This window comes from Kluyvera ascorbata, assembly GCF_023195735.1.
GTDB lineage: Bacteria > Pseudomonadota > Gammaproteobacteria > Enterobacterales > Enterobacteriaceae > Kluyvera > Kluyvera ascorbata.
Window position 1 is genome coordinate 3,362,175 of record NZ_CP096201.1, and the last position, 20,398, is coordinate 3,382,572.

At 55.2% G+C, this 20,398-nt stretch carries 22 protein-coding genes; 7 read left to right on the forward strand and 15 right to left on the reverse strand.

The window, feature by feature from the left end; genetic code table 11:
• Positions 1-97 precede the first annotated feature (97 nt).
• On the forward strand, positions 98-829 hold the full coding sequence (artJ, locus tag MY052_RS16050) for an arginine ABC transporter substrate-binding protein ArtJ (RefSeq protein ID WP_202216154.1): 732 nt from the start codon (positions 98-100) through the stop codon (positions 827-829).
• Between the two features lie 91 nt (positions 830-920).
• Here the strand turns inward: artJ and rlmC are convergent, their stop codons facing one another.
• The 10 genes from rlmC to MY052_RS16100 form a co-directional block, all read right to left on the reverse strand.
• Positions 921-2,048, reverse strand: a complete 1,128-nt coding sequence (gene rlmC / locus MY052_RS16055; RefSeq protein WP_248537401.1) for a 23S rRNA (uracil(747)-C(5))-methyltransferase RlmC — start codon at positions 2,046-2,048, stop codon at positions 921-923.
• Between the two features lie 42 nt (positions 2,049-2,090).
• Positions 2,091-2,576 (reverse strand): YbjO family protein, encoded by a 486-nt coding sequence (locus MY052_RS16060; protein WP_035894654.1) that lies wholly within the window; start codon positions 2,574-2,576, stop codon positions 2,091-2,093.
• 60 nt (positions 2,577-2,636) lie between these two features.
• Positions 2,637-3,482 (reverse strand): putrescine ABC transporter permease PotI, encoded by an 846-nt coding sequence (gene potI, locus MY052_RS16065; RefSeq protein WP_035894653.1) that lies wholly within the window; start codon positions 3,480-3,482, stop codon positions 2,637-2,639.
• Positions 3,479-4,432 (reverse strand): putrescine ABC transporter permease PotH, encoded by a 954-nt coding sequence (potH, locus tag MY052_RS16070; RefSeq protein ID WP_123651346.1) that lies wholly within the window; start codon positions 4,430-4,432, stop codon positions 3,479-3,481. Before potH ends, potI begins: the two co-directional genes overlap by 4 nt.
• A gap of 10 nt (positions 4,433-4,442) precedes the next feature.
• Positions 4,443-5,576: a putrescine ABC transporter ATP-binding subunit PotG gene (gene potG, locus MY052_RS16075; protein ID WP_156105150.1), complete on the reverse strand. Its 1,134-nt coding sequence runs from the start codon at positions 5,574-5,576 to the stop codon at positions 4,443-4,445.
• A 141-nt stretch (positions 5,577-5,717) separates the two neighbouring features.
• Positions 5,718-6,830 carry a spermidine/putrescine ABC transporter substrate-binding protein PotF gene (gene potF / locus MY052_RS16080; protein ID WP_035894649.1) on the reverse strand — a complete coding sequence of 371 codons (1,113 nt, stop codon included), beginning with the start codon at positions 6,828-6,830 and terminating at the stop codon, positions 5,718-5,720.
• A 406-nt stretch (positions 6,831-7,236) separates the two neighbouring features.
• Positions 7,237-7,716 (reverse strand): type III secretion system chaperone family protein, encoded by a 480-nt coding sequence (locus tag MY052_RS16085; protein WP_248537402.1) that lies wholly within the window; start codon positions 7,714-7,716, stop codon positions 7,237-7,239.
• A 128-nt stretch (positions 7,717-7,844) separates the two neighbouring features.
• Positions 7,845-8,747: a 30S ribosomal protein S6--L-glutamate ligase gene (gene rimK / locus MY052_RS16090; protein WP_248537403.1), complete on the reverse strand. Its 903-nt coding sequence runs from the start codon at positions 8,745-8,747 to the stop codon at positions 7,845-7,847.
• A gap of 96 nt (positions 8,748-8,843) precedes the next feature.
• The gene (gene nfsA / locus MY052_RS16095; protein WP_248537404.1) at positions 8,844-9,566 is read right to left on the reverse strand and encodes an oxygen-insensitive NADPH nitroreductase; all 723 of its coding nucleotides are present in this window, start codon (positions 9,564-9,566) and stop codon (positions 8,844-8,846) included.
• Complete coding sequence (locus MY052_RS16100; RefSeq protein ID WP_115074616.1) at positions 9,550-9,828, reverse strand: DUF1418 family protein; 279 nt, start codon at positions 9,826-9,828, stop codon at positions 9,550-9,552. Before MY052_RS16100 ends, nfsA begins: the two co-directional genes overlap by 17 nt.
• Positions 9,829-10,038: 210 nt before the next feature.
• On the opposite strand from MY052_RS16100, the gene MY052_RS16105 reads away from it, so the two are divergent.
• Positions 10,039-10,302 (forward strand): GrxA family glutaredoxin, encoded by a 264-nt coding sequence (locus tag MY052_RS16105; protein WP_035894505.1) that lies wholly within the window; start codon positions 10,039-10,041, stop codon positions 10,300-10,302.
• Positions 10,303-10,323: 21 nt separating this feature from the next.
• On the opposite strand, the gene MY052_RS16110 is transcribed toward MY052_RS16105, so the two are convergent.
• Complete coding sequence (locus MY052_RS16110; RefSeq protein ID WP_248537405.1) at positions 10,324-10,710, reverse strand: inner membrane protein YbjM; 387 nt, start codon at positions 10,708-10,710, stop codon at positions 10,324-10,326.
• Between the two features lie 385 nt (positions 10,711-11,095).
• Here MY052_RS16110 and MY052_RS16115 point away from each other — a divergent pair, with 385 nt between their 5' ends.
• Complete coding sequence (locus MY052_RS16115) at positions 11,096-12,784, forward strand: aspartate:alanine antiporter (RefSeq protein ID WP_035894504.1); 1,689 nt, start codon at positions 11,096-11,098, stop codon at positions 12,782-12,784.
• A gap of 233 nt (positions 12,785-13,017) precedes the next feature.
• Here MY052_RS16115 and MY052_RS16120 read toward each other — a convergent pair whose 3' ends face one another.
• Both MY052_RS16120 and MY052_RS16125 read right to left on the reverse strand, forming a co-directional pair.
• Positions 13,018-13,401, reverse strand: coding sequence for a GFA family protein (locus tag MY052_RS16120; protein ID WP_202216160.1), 384 nt, complete (start codon positions 13,399-13,401; stop codon positions 13,018-13,020).
• A gap of 43 nt (positions 13,402-13,444) precedes the next feature.
• A complete protein-coding gene (locus MY052_RS16125; protein ID WP_035894502.1) occupies positions 13,445-13,993 on the reverse strand; it encodes a TetR/AcrR family transcriptional regulator in 549 nt (182 codons plus the stop codon).
• Between the two features lie 81 nt (positions 13,994-14,074).
• Between MY052_RS16125 and MY052_RS16130 the strand changes: the two genes are divergently transcribed.
• Positions 14,075-15,277 (forward strand): MFS transporter, encoded by a 1,203-nt coding sequence (locus tag MY052_RS16130; RefSeq protein ID WP_248537406.1) that lies wholly within the window; start codon positions 14,075-14,077, stop codon positions 15,275-15,277.
• Complete coding sequence (locus tag MY052_RS16135; RefSeq protein ID WP_202216161.1) at positions 15,277-16,089, forward strand: Cof-type HAD-IIB family hydrolase; 813 nt, start codon at positions 15,277-15,279, stop codon at positions 16,087-16,089. Before MY052_RS16130 ends, MY052_RS16135 begins: the two co-directional genes overlap by 1 nt.
• A gap of 86 nt (positions 16,090-16,175) precedes the next feature.
• Here the strand turns inward: MY052_RS16135 and MY052_RS16140 are convergent, their stop codons facing one another.
• Positions 16,176-17,408, reverse strand: coding sequence for an MFS transporter (locus MY052_RS16140; RefSeq protein WP_248537407.1), 1,233 nt, complete (start codon positions 17,406-17,408; stop codon positions 16,176-16,178).
• A 272-nt stretch (positions 17,409-17,680) separates the two neighbouring features.
• Between MY052_RS16140 and ybjG the strand changes: the two genes are divergently transcribed.
• Together ybjG and deoR are read left to right on the forward strand one after the other, a co-directional pair.
• Complete coding sequence (gene ybjG, locus MY052_RS16145; protein ID WP_202216163.1) at positions 17,681-18,289, forward strand: undecaprenyl-diphosphate phosphatase; 609 nt, start codon at positions 17,681-17,683, stop codon at positions 18,287-18,289.
• Positions 18,290-18,359: 70 nt separating this feature from the next.
• Entirely contained in the window at positions 18,360-19,118 is a 759-nt protein-coding gene (gene deoR / locus MY052_RS16150) for a DNA-binding transcriptional repressor DeoR (RefSeq protein ID WP_035894498.1), read from the forward strand.
• Between the two features lie 7 nt (positions 19,119-19,125).
• On the opposite strand, the gene dacC is transcribed toward deoR, so the two are convergent.
• Entirely contained in the window at positions 19,126-20,328 is a 1,203-nt protein-coding gene (gene dacC / locus MY052_RS16155) for a serine-type D-Ala-D-Ala carboxypeptidase (RefSeq protein WP_035894507.1), read from the reverse strand.
• Positions 20,329-20,398: the final 70 nt, after the last annotated feature.

Here is a 20,398-nt window from a genome sequence, read left to right on the forward strand (position 1 = left end):
AATCAAATATATTGCATATAAATTCACGCAGTGGCATTGTAGCTCCATGCCACACGCAGGGCAGCACCCAATAAGCGAGACAGACAGGAGCTCATCCATGAAAAAATTAGTATTGGCCGCCTTACTTGCCACCGTCGCCGTAGGCGCCCAGGCCGCAGATAAAATTAGCTTTGGCGTTTCCGCCACCTACCCGCCGTTTGAATCCATGGATGCCAACAACCAGATTGTCGGCTTTGATATCGATCTCGCTAACGCGCTCTGTAAGCAGATGCAGGCTGAATGTACGTTCACCAACCATGCGTTCGATAGCCTGATCCCGGCGTTGAAATTTAAGAAATACGACGCGGTTATCTCCGGTATGGATATCACTCCTGAGCGTAGCAAACAGGTTGCCTTTACCGATGCTTACTATGCTAACTCGGCGCTGGTGATTGCCAAAAAAGGCGAGTTCAAAACCTTTGACGATCTGAAGGGCAAACGTATCGGGATGGAAAACGGCACGACCCACCAGAAATACCTGATGGATAAGCACCCGGAAGTGAAAACCGTGGCCTATGACAGCTACCAGAACGCGATTATCGACCTGAAAAATGGCCGTATCGACGGCGTGTTTGGTGATACCGCGGTGGTGAACGAATGGCTGAAAACCAACCCGCAGCTGGGTGCCGCCACTGAGAAAGTGACCGACCCACAGTACTTCGGTATTGGTCTGGGGATTGCGGTACGTCCAGACAACAAAGCGCTGCTGGAAAAACTGAACGGCGCGCTGAAAGCGATTAAAGCTGACGGTACCTATCAGAAGATTAACGATAAGTGGTTTGCTGAGTAATCAGCCGTTCCCGGGGTCGCTAACGGTACAAACGCTCGCCCGGGCTACATAAAGCTCATCCGTAGCCCGGCCAAGCGAAGCGCCGCCGGGACTATCTCCGCACCAGCAACGTCAATACCTCGTAATGTGCCGTATGCGGGAACATATCAAACAGCTGCACCTTCTCTACGCGATACCCTGCCAGATGGGCAAAATCCTTCGCCATCGTCTGCGCATTACAGCTGGAATAGATAATGAATTCCGGTGCCATCTCGCTTAAATAGTCACACAGCGCCTTGCCAATGCCGCGACGCGGCGGATTGACCAGCACCAGTTGAGGAATATCAGCCTGAGCGGTAGCAAACTGGGTCGAGTCCAGCGCCTGGAAATGAAGCTTTTCCAGGCCCAGCGCCGCCGCCGACTGCTTAGCACAGGCGATAGCTTCCGGCGCAATTTCAATACCGGTCAGCGTCATTTCCGGCGTAGCGCAGTGCAGACCAAAACCACCCACGCCGCAGAACAGATCCCACATATGGTTAATCGGCAGCGCCCTCACCCAATCGCGCGCGGTCGCATACAGCGCGCTCGCCACCGTCGGGTTGGTCTGGAAGAAGCTCTGCGGGCGGATCCACAGCGGCACGTCGTTAAAGCTCTCCGCTAGCGCCTGCTGCTCAGTAAAGAAAATTTCCTGCTCGCCTTCCATAATCGCCATATGTACCGGCTGGATATTGGCGGTAATCACCTTTAACTGCGGCAGCTGCGCCTGTAGCCGCGGCAGCGCCGCGCGAAGCTGGTCCAGCTTGGCTTGTGAGCGCAGAACGAAACGCAGCATCATGCCGCCGTCCAGCTGGCTTTCGGTGAGCAGCAGATATTTAAGCTCGCCGCGCTTGCGCGCCACGTTATAAGGCGTTAAACCCGCACGGGCAATAAACGGCTTCAGCGCGGCAAAGACCGGAGCAAACGCATCAGGATAAAGCGGGCAGTCGGTTAAGTCTTCCGGCGTACCGTCGCGGTGCAGCATGCCGAGTAGCGGGCGTTCTACGCTACCGCTGACCACCATTTTGGCTTTATTACGAAACCCCTGTTCCGGGCCGGATACCGGTGCGCACCAGGCGTTAACGGAAAAATCCGCCAGCAAACTCTGGAGATCGGCCATTTTGGCCGTAAGCTGCTCGGCTATCGGCTGCTCAATCCACTGACAGGAACGGCAACGATGGGCATCATAAAGTGCGCACTGCATAGAAAGACCTTGAGAAAATCGGGGGCGTGGATTGTATCACCGTTATTGTAAGCGGAAAAATCGTCGGGAGGCTGCGGGCACAAAAAGCAGGCATAAAACCAGCAGGTCCGGCATTTTTTGCATGACCAGCGAGCGGAAGATCTCCCGCTTTGATTCGCCCGCGATGCTGAACAGCTCGGGATAACCATAACCCAAGGATGCGGCCCACAGATAGCTGGCAGCAATCACCTGCGTCAACAGATAGACCCAGCGCGCCCAGTTACGCCCTTTTACCAGCGAAAACGCACAGCCTATCTCAACAAAAACCAGCACCAGGCTACTGAGAAAAACCAGCGTCAGCGTCCAGGTTTGTACGCTGCGATGAATAAACTCGCCAATGCCGTGTAGCCCGAGCAGGTTGATTATCATAATCAGGTCGAGACAGCGGATTAAAATAATGGCGAGCGCCGCCACCTGCACCACAGCAGGAACATTCAGGCGAGCATGCGAACGGCTTCGAGTAAACAGATCCAATGTATTGCCTTCCATGAAAACGATGCCGCGAACGTTCGCGGCATCGACTGCATATCCGTATCGATTTTAAGAGGATTATCCGCGTCTTGCACGTTGGATATCGCGTACCCGTTGTTTTTCTGCGCGCGCCATCAGATACCAGGCGATAAATCCGACAATTCCGACCACGCCGAGGATAAGCGTTGCCAGCGCGTTAATCTCCGGATTCACCCCCATACGCACGCTGGAGAAGACCAGCATCGGCAGCGTTGTCGCCCCCGGGCCCGAGACAAAGCTAGCAATCACCAGATCGTCGAGCGACAGCGTGAAGGCAAGCAGCCAGCCAGAGACCACGGCGGGCATGATCATCGGCAGCGTAATGATGAAAAAGACCTTCAGCGGCGTCGCACCAAGATCCATCGCCGCCTCTTCAATAGAACGGTCAAGTTCACGCAGGCGCGAGGAGATCACCACCGCCACGTAAGCCGTACAGAAGGTCACGTGCGCCAGCCAGATGGTCAGCATGCCACGGTCGGCAGGCCAGCCAATCGCGTGACCCAGCGCAACAAATAGCAGCAGCAGCGACAGCCCGGTGATGACATCCGGCATAACCAGCGGCGCCGTTATCATAAAGGCAAAGCCAGTGGACCCGCGGAAACGGCCAAAGCGCACCATCACCACGGCAGCAATGGTACCGAGGATGGCCGCCATGGTCGCCGCACAGGCCGCAATTGTCAGGCTGAGCCCCACGGCGCTCATCATTGCATCGTCGCGGAACAGCTCGCCGTACCAGCGCGTCGACCAGCCCGCCCAGACGGTGACCAGCTTCGAGCTGTTAAACGAATAAACCACCAGCATCAGCATCGGTGCATAGAGGAAGGTAAAGCCAATCACCAGGATCAGAATGCGCCACGGCGATCTTACGACAGGCAGGTTGTTCATCCGTGGTCTCCCATCTGTTTTTGCTGATGTTTATGGAACCACATGATCGGCACGATCAGCAGCAACAGCATGACAATCGCCACCGCCGAGGCTACCGGCCAGTCGCGGTTGTTAAAGAACTCCTGCCACAGCACGCGGCCGATCATAATGCTGTCCGGGCCACCCAGCAGTTCCGGAATCACAAACTCCCCAACCGCCGGGATAAATACCAGCATCGACCCGGCAATAATCCCGCCTTTAGTGAGCGGCACAATCACGCTGAAGAAGGTTTTCAGCGGGCGAGCGCCCAGATCCAGAGAGGCTTCCACCAGCGAATAGTCGATGCGAGTCAGCGCGGTATAGATTGGCAGCACCATAAACGGCAGATAGGCGTACACAATGCCAATATAAACCGCCAGGTTGGTGTGCAAAATCGTCAGCGGCTGATCGATAACGCCTAACCACATCAGGAAGTTATTCAGAATGCCGTTATTTTTCAGGATCCCCATCCACGCATAAACGCGGATTAAGAACGAGGTCCATGACGGCAGAATCACCAGCAGCAGCAAAATATTGCGCGTTGACGGTTTACTGTGCGCCACCGCCCACGCCAATGGGTAGCCGAGCAGCAAACAGCAGAGAGTCGAGATCCCCGCCACCTGCAATGATTGCAGATAGGCCTCAAAGTAAAGCGGATCGTCGGTAAGCTGCAGGAAGTTACCGAAGTTCAGCGCAACGGTGAGCTGACCGTCGGCCCACTCCATCAGATCGGTATACGGCGGGATCGCGCGCGCCATCTCCGCCAGGCTGATTTTAAAAACAATCAGGAATGGCAGCAGGAACAGCAAAATCAGCCACACGTACGGCATAGCGATAACCAGCTTGCGCCCGTGTTTCATATTGATGCGCGCCAGCCACAGCACGAAGCCGCCCGGTTTACGCGGGCGGGCCGGCGGTTCAAACGTACTCATAGCCCCCTCCTTAAACCGTCAACACCACGCAGCTATCGGCATCCCAGCACAGACGCACCTCGTCACCCCAGGTGGGTAATCCTTTCTGGTAGCGATGGGCGTTCTGCAACTGGGCGCTGATCATCTGCCCGCTCTGGAGCCGCACGTGGTAAATGGAGAGATCGCCCAGATAGGCAATATGCACCACTTCGCCGACGGCAAAGTTATAACCGTCCGCAGGCGGCTCTTCGCAGAGCATGATTTTTTCCGGTCGTAGCGCAACGTACACCGGCACATTGTCGACAACCGAGGCATCCGGATCCACTTTCAGCGGGTGAACCAGCCCCGGAGAGTCAATCACCAGACCATCGTCCTCGCGCGACTTCAGCAGCCCCTCGAAGACGTTGACCGAGCCGATAAACTCAGCGCTGTAGCGTGTGGTTGGGTGCTCGTAAATCTCTTCCGGCTCGCCAATCTGCACAAACTTACCGCGGTTCATAATGGCGATACGCCCGGCCATCGTCATCGCCTCTTCCTGGTCATGGGTCACCATCACGCAGGTCACGCCGACGCGCTCCAGAATATCGACCACTTCCAGCTGCATACGGTCGCGCAGCTTTTTGTCCAGCGCGCCCATTGGCTCATCCAGCAGTAGCAGCTTAGGGCGTTTCGCCAGACTGCGGGCCAGCGCCACGCGCTGACGCTGGCCGCCGGAAAGCTGATGCGGTTTACGCTTGGCAAATTCCTGCATATGCACCAGCGCCAGCATTTCAGCAACGCGGGCGGTAATTTCCGCTTTCGGCAGTTTGTCCTGCTTGAGACCGAAAGCGATATTCTGTTCCACCGTCATGTGCGGGAAAAGCGCATAGGACTGGAACATCATGTTAATCGGGCGCAGATAAGGCGGCACGTGCGCCAGGTCGACGCCGTCCAGCATAATCTGCCCAGCGGTAGGCTGCTCAAAGCCCGCCAGCATACGCAGCAGGGTTGATTTACCACAGCCGGAAGCGCCCAGCAGCGCAAAAATTTCGCCTTTATAAATGGTGAGGTTAACGTCGTCTACGGCGTGCTGACCGTCGAAAGATTTGGTCAGGTTACGGATTTCCAGCAGCGGGGTAAGCGCTTTGCGGGTTTTCGCCTGTGGGCGGGGAATAGCGTCGTTCAATCTGGTGCTCTCCGGCAAAATACAAATATCGATATGACCCGGTTGTCATATCAACCTCTGGACACCGACCGTAGAGCCGGTGTCCAGATTGGGGCAGATGCACTGCCCCGGTGCATATTCATCACATAATGGGTGAATGAATTATTTCCCGCTTTTCACTTTGGTCCACGCACGCGTTCTTACGCGGTCGATTTTTGGATCCTGGACCTTCAGCGTAAACAGCTTGGAGAAGACATCCGCTGGTGGATAAATTGCCGGGTTGTCACGAATTTCAGCGCTCACCAACGGCGTTGACGCTTTGTTGCCGTTCGCATAAAACACGTGGTCGCTGATATGAGCAATCACATCCGGACGCATCAGATAGTTAAGGAACTGGTAGGCTTCGTCTTTATTCTTCGCATCGGCTGGCATCGCAAAGACATCAAAGAATGCCAGTGCGCCCTCTTTCGGAATGAAGTAGGAAACATTCACGCCATTTTTCGCTTCTTTCGCGCGATTTGCCGCCTGCCACACATCACCGGCCCAGCCGATAGCGACGCAGATATCGCCGTTTGCCAGGTCGTTAATGTACTGAGAAGAGTGGAAGTAGCGAATGTTAGGACGCAGTTTCAGCAGCAGATCGGTCGCCGGGCCGGTGTAGTCATCGGCCTTGGTGCTGTTCGGATCTTTGCCTAAGTAGTTAAGCACGGTCGCGAAGATTTCTTCTGGTGCATCGAGGAAAGAGACGCCGCAACTTTTCAGTTTCTCCAGGTTTTCCGGCTTCATCACCAGATCCCAGCTGTTCAGCGGCACATCTTTGCCCAGTACGGCTTTGACCTTGTCGACGTTATAGCCGATACCGGTCGTCGCCCACAGGTAAGGCATCGCGTATTTGTTGTCCGGGTCGTGTTTAGCCACCAGCTTCAGCACGTCGGGGTCGAGGTTTTTCCAGTTTGGCAGTTTGCTCTTATCCAGCGGCTGGAACACACCGGCGGTGAGCTGACGCTCCAGGAAGCTTGCCGACGGCACCACCAGGTCAAAACCGGTGCTGCCCGCCATCAGTTTGCCTTCCAGCACTTCGTTGGAATCAAACACGTCATAGACAACTTTAATCCCGGTCTCTTTTTCAAAATTCGCTACGGTGTCCGGCGCAATATAGTCAGACCAGTTATAGATATGCAGCGTTTTTTGTTCCGCAGCGAGCACGCTTGCCGAGGCGACCATCAGCGCCCCTGTCACCAGACCTGTTAACCATTTTTTATTTAAGGCGGCCATATCTCTTATCCTTCTTATCGCCCGTTAACAAACGGGCCAAATATACGCAATTTAGAGTATGCAGAAATCATGCATATTTTTTCGTACTGCATGAAAGAGAAGAGACCGGGCTCCCCTGCAGTCATTGCTCGCTTTATCAATGCAAGAACCTCGCCAACAAAGGGAATTGCCAGCAATAAATAGGGGGGGCATCGATATGTCGCAAGAATAACTGTAGCCCGCACCGGAGGCTATAGGTCAGTGTAAAAAACGCCTTTTATCAATTTTTTATGCAAGATCACTCTATCTGATAAGCCAAAAGGGGCAATCAGGTAGTGAATGAATCTTTAAAAATAGGTTAAACGCAGAATAAAAGCAGGTAATACGCAGCCACTATGGCAGTGACTGCGTTAATTCACGGGGATGATTAGTGAAGAAAATGGTATTGAATATCTTCCGGCGGCTGCTCTTCGTCTTCCGGCTTATAGAGCAGCTGATGCGCGTTTGCCTCGATGATCACCATCGACACCTGCTCTTCGCTCTGCGTCGCGAAAGCGGCGAACTGTTCGAAAGTCACCCCTACGCCGACGGATAAAGACTGGCAAACCACCAGCTTTGGCAGATTATCATCCTGCATATCGAGAAACGCCTTCACCGTCAGCGAACTGGCGTTAATGGCGGAGAGATCGGCCCCCAGCGCCAGCAGCGCGGATGGCTTGACCTCAGCCAGCGCCGAGAAAAGCACGACGTTATCAATGAGATCAATTTTGGCATCGAAGACGCCTTCAAAATTTTGCATATGCGGCAGGTGCAGCGCCTGACAGGTGTCGCACTCAAAAAAGCTCATGCCCATTTCGTCGAGCCACTGACGTAACGTATCCAGACTCGGGACGACGAGAGAATCCATATTGCCTATGACCTCATGCGGTAAAGTAAAACATTCCAGACAAACAAATGACCGGGCAGCAGCCCGGTATCAGTACGAGAGTAGCGCATAGCTTACGCAAAAAAGGTGTCACATACCATGAAAGCGCGCTATCCGCCGATTTTCAGACAAAAACCAGGGTGCGCCTGACGCTCGATCCACTCGATCATTTTTCCGGCAATATCGATGCCGGTGGTGGTCTCCACCCCTTCCAGCCCCGGCGATGCATTGACTTCCATTACCAGCGGGCCGCGGTTAGCGCGCAGAATATCCACCCCTGCAACATCCAGGCCGAGCGTTTGCGCCGCCTTAATGGCTATCGCCCGTTCAGCCGGCGTGATCTCGGCAACTGTCGCCACACCGCCACGGTGCAGGTTAGAGCGAAAATCGCCTGATTTCGCCCGACGTTCAATCGAGGCGACCACTTCATTGCCAACCACCAGGCAGCGAATGTCGCGCCCTTTGGCCTCTTCGATATACTCCTGCACCAGGATATGCGCGTTCAGCCCGCGAAACGCATCAATCACGCTTTCCGCCGCCTGCCGCGTTTCGGCAAGCACCACGCCAATCCCCTGAGTGCCTTCTACCAGTTTGACCACCAGCGGCGCGCCGCCGACCATGTCGATAAGGTCGCTGGTGTCATCCGGTGAATGGGCAATGCCGGTCACCGGCAGGTCGATGCCCTGACGCGCCAGAAGCTGCAGCGAGCGCAGCTTATCGCGAGCGCGGGTAATCGCCACCGATTCATTGAGCGGGTAGCTGCCCAGCATCTCGAACTGACGCAGGGTTGCCATGCCGTAGTAGGTAATCGCCGAGCCAATCCGCGGGATCACCGCGTCGTAGTGCGGTAATTGCCGACCTTTGTAGTGAATCGACGATGCTGCCGGGTCGACGTTCATGTAGCAAGACAGCGGGTCCAGCACTTCAACAATATGACCCCGACGCTGGGCGGCTTCGCGCAGACGCTTACACGAAAAGAGCGTTCCATCCCGGGACAATATGGCAATTTTCACCCTTTACCTCTCCAAAAAAGCCGCTAAAAAAACCGGCGTATCATACGCTTTTCGCATTCACGGGGGATTGAGCCCTGACACAGATTCAGTAATGAATCAGCGCGTAGCAAACCCCTGCTGGTGCAGGTAATCAAGAATAAACGGGCGACTTTCTTTGATAAGCGTACGGCGAATATGGTCGCTCCAGGTATCACGGCGCGCGTTGGTGCTGCGCGATAAATAGTACTGCGCAAGTTCTTCGTCGTACTGCGCCAGCACTTCAGGGTCCATCGGCTGATAGTGATTTTCATGCACCACCAGCGCGGCGGGCAGGCGCGGCTTGAGATCCGGATGGCTGGCTGGCCAGCCAAGGCACAGGCCAAACAGCGGCAGTACATGCTTTGGCAGCTTCAGCAGTTCAGTCACCTGCGCAATATTGTTGCGCAGACCGCCAATATAGACGCCGCCTAATCCCAGCGATTCCGCAGCGGTCAGTGCGTTTTGCGCCATCAGTGAGGTATCCACCACACCAAGCAGCAACTGCTCCACCAGGCCCAACTGCGCCTCAGGGCAAATCTGCAGATGGCGGTTAAAATCGGCGCAAAACACCCAGAACTCAGCGGCCTGGGCAACATGCTCCTGACCGCCGGTCAGTGCAACCAGCTGTTTGCGCATGTCGCTATCGGTGATGCGAATGATCGAGCTGCATTGTAAAAAGCTGGAGCTAGAGGTAGCCTGAGCGCTGGCGATAATCGCGCTGCGCTGTTCGTCGCTTATCGGCTCGCCGGTAAACTGACGAATTGAGCGATGGTTAAGCAGAACCTCAATGGTCGGAGTCATCTTTTTTTTCCTTATCTCGCGGCAGGCCAGGATTCATCAGCTGTGGCGCAACGGCACGGGCTACTCCCCAAAAGAGCACGCCAGCCGCAGGCAGCATCAGCGCAATTCCAATAAAGATCATCACCACCGCCGCCAGTTGGCTGGCAAACGGCGCGGGCAGTGTGATGTACTGATTGAGCGATAGCCACGCCACCGCCAGTACAACCATGCCAATGGTCTCCAGAATTAAAACGCTTTTGGGTAGTGCTCCAAGCGAACGCATGCTTCTCCTCCTGTGAATCCTTAGCGCATTTTGATTACTTATTTACGACGAGTATAACGGCAAGCCGATGAAAAATATTTACCCAAACATAGCCAGAATGAATCAGAACAACAGGTAGAACCTTCTTTTCCCTACGCGCTGCACGCGGCATGATAAGTGCCATTCGCCGACAGGCACGTTGATTATTCCGCTCGTTTGAGGAGAGACACTATGTTTACCGTAATTTTTGGTCGTCCAGGCTGCCCTTACTGCGTTCGTGCAAAAGAGCTGGCGGAAAAACTGACCCAGGAGCGTGATGATTTCAACTACCGTTACGTCGATATCCATGCGGAAGGCATCACCAAAGCCGACCTGGAAAAAACCGTCGGTAAGCCAGTTGAAACCGTGCCACAGATTTTTGTCGATCAGAAACACATTGGCGGGTGCACAGACTTTGAAGCCTGGGCAAAAGAGAATCTTGGACTGTTTGCCTGATAGCATCATCAACGCCCGCGCTTATAGCGGGCGTTTGTTTATCCGGCGTTTGTCGTGCAGCAGTGAACTGATAAACAGATAGCACAGCGCGCCGAGCGCACACCAAAACACCGCGCTAAACAACCATGCCAGCTCCTGCCAGAACGAACGATCGCTGCTGAAAAAAAGACGCGTCAGGACAAGACAGAGCGGCGCGGCAAGAATAGCGCCAACCAGCGGACGCAACACGCGACGACGCGAAGAAAGGAAGCTTGAAACCACGCCCGGAATAATAAAAAACAGCAGCCCCAGCTCAGGGCTTCCATTAGCGCGAAACGCACCCTTCACGTTCAGAACCAGTGAAAAAAAGACCACTATAAAGAGTAAGAAGCAGCAAATAACCCCTGCCCAACCGCGTTCAGATTTCACACGCATCTCCTGAAAATATCTCTATCAAACCCCAGACTTCGCCCTTACGGACACCCAGTCAGATAAAGTTGTTGGCCTTCCCTGCCAAAACTTCGCTACATTTTATCTATCAGTACTTTTGGAGCGTTCTCGCGGGCAAAAAATAACGTGCGCCCGATGATTCGCTCTCTGACCGTCGCGATGCAGACTGATAGATCATATGTAATGTGTATTTAAAGCGATTGTTGCTAGCCGTAGCTATCAGGAACGATTAAACTACTGACCGCTATTTTCTGGTTATTCTTCGGGTTCCGGATAGCAAAACGTATACCCTAGCCCGTGGTAAACAGTAGACCAAATAACCATTCCTTTCAACACGTTACTGGTAAACGATAAGTTAGACTCCGTGAATATAAACGTCGCAGATTTGTTAAACGGGAATTACATCCTGTTATTATTCGTGGTATTAGCGCTGGGGCTTTGTCTTGGCAAATTACGTCTGGGCTCCATCCAACTCGGTAATTCCATTGGCGTTTTAGTGGTTTCTCTCCTATTAGGGCAGCAACACTTCAGTATTAACACCGATGCGCTGAATCTGGGCTTTATGCTGTTTATTTTCTGCGTCGGTGTTGAAGCCGGGCCGAACTTTTTTTCTATTTTCTTCCGCGACGGCAAAAATTATCTGATGCTCGGTCTGGTGATGGTCGGCAGCGCGCTGCTGATTGCATTAGGCCTCGGTAAGCTATTTGGCTGGGACATCGGCCTGACGGCCGGTATGCTCGCCGGTTCAATGACCTCCACCCCAGTGCTGGTCGGCGCGGGCGATACGCTACGCCACTCCGGCATGGAAGCCAGCCTGCTGGCGCAAGCGCAGGATCATTTAAGCCTCGGCTACGCCCTAACCTACCTGATTGGTCTCGTGAGCCTGATTGTCGCGGCCCGTTACATGCCAAAATTCCAGCATCAGGATCTGCAAACCAGCGCCCAACAAATCGCCCGCGAGCGCGGTCTGGACACCGACACCAATCGTAAAGTCTATCTGCCGGTTATTCGCGCCTACCGCGTAGGCCCAGAACTGGTGGCGTGGGCCGACGGTAAAAACTTACGCGAGCTTGGCATCTATCGCCAGACCGGCTGCTACATCGAGCGTATCCGCCGTAACGGCATTCTCGCCAACCCTGACGGTGACGCCGTACTGCAAATGGGCGATGAAATTTCGCTGGTAGGCTACCCGGACGCGCACGCGCGCCTCGACCCAAGCTTCCGTAACGGCAAAGAGGTGTTCGACCGTGACCTGCTGGACATGCGCATCGTCACCGAAGAAATTGTGGTTAAAAACCACAATGCCGTAGGCCGACGTCTGGCGCAGCTGAAGCTGACCGACCACGGTTGCTTCCTTAACCGCGTGATCCGCAGCCAGATTGAAATGCCAATCGATGACAACATCGTACTGAACAAAGGCGATGTGCTGCAGGTGAGCGGTGACGCCCGCCGCGTGAAAACCGTTGCCGACCGTATCGGCTTCGTCTCCATTCACAGTCAGGTCACTGACCTGCTGGCCTTCTGCGCCTTCTTTATCGTCGGCCTGATGATCGGCATGATCACCTTCCAGTTCAGCAACTTTAACTTCGGCATCGGCAACGCTGCCGGTCTGCTGTTTGCCGGTATCATGCTCGGCTTCCTGCGTGCCAACCACCCAACCTTCGGCTATATCCCGCAGGGCGCGCTGAATATGGTGAAAGAGTTCGGCCTGATGGTCTTTATGGCAGGCGTCGGCTTAAGCGCGGGCGGCGGCATCGGTAAGAGTCTCGGCGTGGTCGGCGGTCAAATGCTGGTCGCCGGTCTGCTGGTCAGCCTGATCCCGGTAGTGATTTGCTTCCTGTTCGGTGCCTACGTGCTGCGCATGAACCGCGCGCTGCTGTTCGGTGCCATCATGGGCGCACGCACCTGCGCTCCGGCAATGGAAATCATCAGCGATACCGCGCGCAGCAACATTCCCGCGCTGGGCTATGCGGGCACCTACGCCATCGCCAACGTGCTGCTAACCCTTGCTGGTACGCTCATTATCATCATCTGGCCAGGGCTAGGCGGCTAGCCCTGCGCCGGGGAAACAAAGAAAAGAAAAATATTTTTGCGCAACGCAGAACTTTTCATCAGGGTGCGAGTCTTAATTAGTGCCACTGCTTTTCTTTGATGTCCCCATTTTGTGGAGCCCATCAACCCCGCCATCTTTGGTTCAAGGTTGATGGGTTTTTTGTTGTCTGAAATTCACGTTCCCTCTAAAAATCAATCCATTACACTCATCAACATCACGACTATCACCAAGCGTCACGCATCCGCAAACAGCGCCCGCCACCACTGCGGCTTCATATCTTCAAACGAGTGAGAAGCAGGCGCAAACCGTGCATCCTGATTCTGGTCGAAAACGCCGCTCAGCAGCGCGATAATCGGGCCATCGTCAATCGCCCCCAGCGAGCTGCCGCAGCGCGGGCAGAAGGCGCGGCTGGAATCTTCAGAAGAGCGCCAGACCGCAGGCTTTCCCCCCTCGCCGTTCCACTGTACATCGCCTTTGGCAAACTCCAGCCAGATAACCGACTGGGCGCCGGTATGCTTCTGGCATAAATCGCAGGAACAGCTGTGGGAAGCGCCGGGATTAGTGGCGATAAAAGTGATATGGCCGCACAGGCAGCCGCCGGAAAGCAGGGTTGTCATCGCGAGATCTCCGTTTTGCATTCTCGCTAAGCGTACACGCTTTTCAGGTGCTCTCCCCTGCTATCCGCCCTACCATTTTTCGAATAGTGTTGCGATCGAGCGGCTGGCGGTCGGTGACAAAATGCAGCGTCATTCCTTCGATAAAAGCATCCAGCGCGCGGGCGGTCGCCGGGTCGAACCACTGCTCCAGCGTCTGCTGGCTGCGCTGCATCCAGCGTTGCATCACCGCTTTCATGGCCGGTGAACTGCTCGCCAACGCATAGAACTGGTACATCAGCGTCATATTTTTCGGCGTCGTCACCTGGCTGCTGAAGATAAGCTCCGCCACCGAATCGCAGGCGTCACCTGTCGTTTCTACGCCCTCAAAGAAGGCGGTGTACTCCAGCGACATTCGCTCGGTAAAGGCACTGAACGCTTCACCCAGTAGTGCTTCGATGCCCTCGAAATAGTAGGTCATCGAGCCGAGCGGTACATCGGCACAGCTAGCGATTTTGCGGTGAGTTACCGCGCTGATCCCGTGTGTCGCAATGGTCTCGAGCGTCGCATCAAGGATGCGCTCCCGGCGCTGCGGGTCATTCGGTCGGCGAGCCATAATTCTCCTCTTTCTGGTTATGTACAAATGTACACAACCTTGTTAGTGTTGTCTGCACACTTTCCGACCCGACGCGAATGGATGACAACGTTAACCTCCCGTAAAGCCCTGCAGCTACGCATGTGGGCGCTCTTTATGTTCTTCTTTTTACCCGGTTTGCTGATGGCCTCCTGGGCCACGCGCACACCGGCAATCCGCGATATTTTATCGGTCTCCACGGCGGAGATGGGCATCGTCCTGTTTGGCCTGTCGATAGGCTCGATGAGCGGCATTCTTTGTTCCGCGTTTCTGGTGAAACGATTCGGGACGCGTAAAGTCATCCGCACCACCATGTCATGCGCGGTCTTTGGTATGTTGATTTTAAGCTTGGCGCTGCACTTCAGCTCCGCGTGGATCTTCGCCATCGGTCTGGCGATTTTTGGTGCCAGCTTTGGCTCTGCCGAAGTTGCCATCAACGTCGAAGGCGCGGCGGTTGAGCGTGAGATGAAAAAAACCGTGCTGCCGATGATGCATGGCTTTTACAGCTTCGGGACGTTAGTGGGCGCGGGCGCCGGTATGGCGGTCACCGCGTTTGGTTTACCGGCGATGTGGCACATTTTCGTGGCGGCGCTGATAGGCATTGCGCCTATCGCCATTGCCATTAAAGCTATCCCTGAAGGTACCGGTAAAAACGCGGCGGAAGACGCGCACCATCAAGAAAAAGGCGTACCGTTCTGGCGCGATATGCAGCTGATGCTGATTGGCGTCGTGGTGTTAGCAATGGCCTTTGCCGAAGGCTCCGCTAACGACTGGCTCCCGCTGCTGATGGTTGACGGTCACGGCTTTAGCCCAACCTCCGGATCGCTCATCTATGCCGGGTTCACGCTGGGCATGACGGTCGGGCGCTTCACCGGCGGCTGGTTTATCGACCGCTACAGCCGTGTTACCGTGGTTCGTGCCAGCGCATTAATGGGCGCGCTGGGCATTGCCCTGATTATCTTTGTCGACAGCGCCTGGGTTGCCGGCGTGTCGGTTATTCTGTGGGGACTTGGCGCATCGCTCGGCTTCCCGCTGACCATTTCCGCCGCCAGCGACACCGGACCGGATGCCCCTACCCGCGTGAGCGTTGTTGCCACCACCGGGTATCTGGCCTTCCTCGTCGGCCCGCCGCTGCTCGGCTTCCTCGGCGAACATTACGGCCTGCGCAGCGCGATGCTGGCCGTACTGGCGCTGGTTCTTGTTGCCGCTCTGGTGGCGAAAGCGGTGGCAAAACCTGAGCCCCGCGTTGTAATGGAGAGTCATTGATGAGCGTTAAACTGATCGCCGTCGACATGGATGGTACGTTCCTGAACGATAAAAAAACCTACAACCGCGAGCGTTTTCATCAGCAATATCAGCAGATGAAAGCACAGAACATCCACTTTGTGGTGGCCAGCGGCAACCAGTATTACCAGTTGGCCTCGTTCTTCCCGGATATCGCCAATGAAATCGCCTTTGTCGCCGAGAACGGCGGCTGGGTTCAGGACGCAGGCGAGGACGTGTATAACTGCGCCATGCCGCGCGACCACGTTGATAAAATTACCGCCTTCCTGCTCACTCGCCCGGAAGTCGAGATTATTGTCTGCGGTAAAAAGAGCGCCTACACGCTGAAAAGCTACGACCAAAGCTTCCACGATATTGCCGTGCGCTACTACCACCGCCTGGAACTGGTAGACAATTTCGATAACCTCGACGACACCATTTTGAAGTTCGCGCTGAATATCCCGGACGAGAAAGTGCCACAAATGCAGGCGCTCCTCGATGAGAAGCTCGGCCATATGCTGACCGCCGTGACCACCGGACACGGCAGTATTGACCTGATTATTCCAGGCGTCCATAAAGCCAACGGCCTGCGGTTATTGCAGGCGCGCTGGGGCGTTAACGATGACGAAGTCGTGGCCTTTGGCGACAGCGGCAACGATATTGAGATGGTGAAACAGGCAGGCTACGGTTTTGCAATGGCGAACGCCAACGACGCGGTGAAAGCCGTGGCGGGCTATCATGCGCCGCACAACAATGAAGAAGGCGTGCTGGAGATGATTGATAAGGCGTTGAAGGGTGAAGCGCCGTTTGCGTGATTGAGCTATTCCCGGCGGCGCTTCGTTTGGCCGGGCTACGTGTTGGGTAGCCCGGACGAGGTGCGAAGCACCGACTCCGGGGTTATTTACTGCGGCTGCAGCCCGCTGCCTACCGCTTTATCCCGCAGGAACATCGTCATCAGCCCCAGCCACAGCAGGCCACCCGCCAGGTTAAACAGGCTGAACAGCCCAATGCCACCCAACTCGTAGCAATGCTTACTGAGCTCAATCCCCACCGTAAAGATCAGCATTTGCAGCATTCCCATCGCCGCAGAAACCGTGCCTTTACTCATATCGCTGGCAAACAGCGTCAGGCGCACTAGTCCGGCGTTGGCAAGACCAATCCCGAAGGCGTAGAAGCTTAACCCGGCGGTCATCCATAAATAAGCATGGGACGACACCACCGTCGCTGCCGCAGCCAGCACCAGACCAAACATAATCGGGTAACCACCGGCAATAATCAGCGCACGCACCGTTCGACGTGAGGTCAGACGCGCCAGCACCAGGTTGCCGAGGATCAACGCGCCAAAAATCGGCACCTGCAGCAGGCCATATTCATAGCTACTGGCGTGCTCGCCGCTGATGATAATGACCGGTGACTGCGCAATCCACGCCAGCAGCGGTAAACTAACAAAGCCCGTCGCCAGCGCGCCGGCAACGAAACGACCGTTTTTCAGCACTTCGCGATAATCACGTCCCAACGCCTTGAGCGACAGCGTTTCACCTATGCGGGTCGCCGTTTCCGGCATCGATTTAAACAGCCCGACGAAAGCAATGGCCGACAGCGCCGCGAAGAGCACAAACATCCCTTCCCAGCGCGCCACGTGGATCCACGCCGCGCCCACCAGCGGCCCCAGCAGCGGTGCAATCAGCGCCACGTTGGCCATTAGCGCCGTAATCTTGATACAGGTTGCCTCGTCGAACGACTCCTGGATTGCCGCATAACCCACCGCACCGATAAAGCACAGGCTCACCCCCTGCAAGAAGCGCAGGAACGTAAACTGCTCAATATTGTTCACCAGCAGCGTGGCAAGGCAGGTAACGATGAACCAGACAACGCCGGTCAGCATCACCGGGCGGCGGCCGATCCGGTCCGACAGCGGCCCAAGCAGCCATTGCAGGAACATCCCGCCTGCCAGATAAGCCGTCATCGAGGTCGGAACCCACTCGTTGCCCGCGTTAAATTCTTTGACGACCGCAAGCATGCCCGGCTGGATCATATCGTTGCCGATATAGGTGGAAAATTCGTAGAGCACCAGACAAAGCGGGAACAGAATCGCCTTGCGCCCTAAGCGTTTCCGGGAAGAAGAAGTGTCCATATAGCTCGCATCCATCATAAAAACGCGCAAGTTTAATCAATGCGCAGTAGTGGTGATAGTTAATTATCACGCAGCTTAACAATTTCGCACAAATTGACGTTGTTAAGATTCGCTTAAGGTAGCGGGCGTTATACTCTACGCCACTTAATGCTGCACCTTAATGACAGACGCTTGTACACCGATGGCGCGATTCAGACAATGCCGCTTTACGGTCCAGGATTGGCTTCTTAAGGTGGCTGTCATAAAACCGTCATTTGCGAAACCGGAACGTTATGCTGGAAAATCTGAACAACTCGCTGTTTTTGCTGATCAACGCAACCCCAGCCTCAGCCCCATGGGCAATTTCATTTGCCACATTTATTGCTCAGGATTTGATCCTGATTGTTCCCCTGCTGGCTGCGGCTATGTGGCTCTGGGGCGAACGTCGTCAGGTTCAGGCGCAGCGCCATCTGGTGATTAAAGTCGCACTGGCCATCGCCGTCAGCCTTGCGCTGTCGTGGATGATTGGTCAGCTGTTCCCGCACGAACGTCCGTTCGTTGAGAATATCGGTCATACCTTCCTGCACCACGCGCCGGATAACTCCTTCCCAAGCGACCACGGCACGGTGATCTTCACCTTTGCGCTGGCGTTTTTGTTCTGGCATCGCCTGTGGTCCGGGCTGGTGCTGATGGTGGTTGGCGTGGCGATTGCCTGGTCTCGCGTCTATCTTGGCGTCCACTGGCCGATGGATATGCTCGGCGGCTTCCTGAGCGGCCTTGTCGGCTGCATGGTATCGCAAATGCTGTGGCAGTATATCGGTGCGACGGTTTACCCGCGCCTACAGCAGCTGTACCGTATTGTTTTCTCTGTACCTATTCGTAAAGGCTGGGTGCGTGACTAGACCTGCGCTCGCAGGTAAAATAACGCGCTGACCCCGGTATCCTTACCGGGGCATTTCCGGTAGAGGAACTATGGAAACACGACGCGACGAGCGATTGGGTCAACTGATTCAGGCACTGAAACGCAGCGATAAGCTGCATCTCAAAGAAGCGGCAGCTCTGCTTGGCGTTTCTGAAATGACGATTCGTCGCGATCTGAACAGCGAAAGCGGGCCCGTTGTGCTGCTCGGCGGCTACGTGGTGCTGGAACCGCGCAGCGTTCCACATTACCTATTAAGCGACCAGAAAACCCGACTGGTTGAAGAGAAAAAGCGAGCGGCAGGTCACGCGGCAAAGTTACTCAAACCCCATCAGATGGCCTTCTTCGACTGTGGCACCACCACGCCGTGGATTATTGACGCCATTGATAACGACCTGCCTTTCACCGCCGTCTGCTATTCGCTGAACACCTTCCTGGCATTGCAGGATAAACCCAACTGCCGCCCCATTCTTTGCGGTGGCGAATTCCACGCCAGCAACGCCATTTTCAAACCGCTGAGCGAGCAGGATACGCTTTCACATCTTTGCCCGGACATTGCTTTCTATTCCGCAGCGGGTATCGATATTGAAATGGGCGCGACCTGTTTTAATCTTGAAGAGCTGCCGGTGAAACACTGGGCGATGCGCCAGGCGCGCTACCATGTGCTGGTAGCGGATCACAGCAAGTTTGGCAAAGTGCGCCCGGCCCGTATGGGTGAGCTGACGCGCTTTGATGTGATTGCCAGCGATACCTGCCCGGATGATGAGCTGGTCGCGCTGGCAAAACAGCAGCAAATTTCGCTGCTGTATTAGCGGGATATTACGAGAACCAGCTACCAAACCATTCGTGGAATTTCATCAGCACGAAGTCCATCATGCGGCTGAAGAAGCCGCCCTCTTCGACCGCTTCCATGACAATCAGCGGACGCTGTTCAATGGTTTTGTCGTTAAGCTTGAAGTCGATAGTGCCGACAACCTGGCCTTTGGTTAACGGCGCGGTCAGCTGCGGCTGCGTCAGGGTGTAGCTGGCCTTCAGGTTTTTGAGCTGACCTTTCGGAATGGTCACCGAACCGGCTTCCCCTGCTCCCAGATTCACCTCGTTCTTATCACCAAACCAGACGCGCTGGCTGATGAAAGTGGCATCCGGCTTGATTGGCGTGACGGTTTCATAGAACCGGAAGCCCCAGGTCAGCAGTTTTTCCGACTCATTAAAGCGCACACGGTCGCTCTTGGTACCCAGCACCACCGCAATCAGGCGCATATCGCCCTGAGTGGCCGACGACACCAGGTTATAGCCCGCCCCCGCCGTGGTACCGGTTTTCACGCCGTCGACGTTAAGGTTAGAGCTCCACAGCAGACGGTTACGGTTCGGCTGGCGGATATTGTTGAAGGTGAACTCTTTCTCTTTATGTACCGCGTACTCTTCCGGTACATCGTGGATCATCGCTTTGGTCAGCAGCGCCATATCGCGCGCGGTGCTGTACTGCCCCGGCGCATCCAGGCCGTGAACGGTTTTGAAGGTGGTATTAGTGAGGCCAATTTTCTGCGCGTAGCCGTTCATCAGGCTGACGAAAGAGTCCTGGCTGCCGGCAACGTAGTCGGCAATGGCGATGCTGGCATCATTGCCCGACTGGATAATCACCCCTTTATTGAGGTTCTCAACCGACACCTGCTCGCCTGGCTTAAGGAACATCACCGAAGAGCCGCGTAGCGCCGGGTTGCCGGTGGCCCACGCGTCGCGTCCGATGGTCACCATATCGGTCAGCTTGATTTTATTCGCCTTCAGCGCCTGACCGACCACGTAGCTGGTCATGATTTTTGTCAGGCTGGCCGGATCGAGCTTCTCATCGGCATTGCCCTCTGTCAGGACCTTACCACTGGCGTAATCCATTAATATAAAGGCACGAGCGTCGATTGCTGGCGCGTCCGGAAGTTGTTCCGCCGCCTGCACCGCCGGTGCCACTAAAAGTAAAAGCGCTGAGCCTGCCATCAGGCTCTTGAAGGAGTTAGCGTTACACATCATAAAAGCCACCCAAGTATCCATTCCCAAAAACGCGCCACGACAGTACCGTGCTGCACCAGGCCGTGAGTAA